The 348-nt window shown below is 70.7% G+C and carries 1 pseudogene; it reads right to left on the minus strand.

The features are described 5' to 3' along the window. Positions 1–86 precede the first annotated feature (86 nt). A pseudogene (locus tag GV790_RS29290) lies at positions 87–348 on the minus strand (lyase family protein); the annotation flags it as partial.

Genomic DNA, 348 nt, shown 5'->3' on the forward strand with positions numbered 1-348 from the left:
CCTCGGCCAGGAGTTCGGCGGCTACACCCGGCAGGTCGCGGCCGGTATCGACCGCATCATGGCGACCCTGCCGCGGCTGGGTGAGCTCCCGATCCCATCCAGCGGATATCGTTGGCGATCTTGGTCACGCTGACAGCGATGGTGCGCAGCGCACCCGAGGCCTCGACCAGCCCGTCCCGCGCGGCCTGCGCCTCGAAATGATCCTCGGCTTCACGCAGCGCATCGATACCCGTGGTGCGTACCAGCTCGGCGACGACCAGCCCGCCGAAACCCTCCGGCGCATTGAGGCCGGTGCCGACCGCGGTGCCGCCGATCGGGAGCTCACCCAGCCGCGGCAGGGTCGCCATG

Origin of the sequence: Nocardia cyriacigeorgica, assembly GCF_010858045.1 — a bacterium.
GTDB classification, from domain to species: Bacteria; Actinomycetota; Actinomycetes; order Mycobacteriales; family Mycobacteriaceae; genus Nocardia; species Nocardia cyriacigeorgica_E.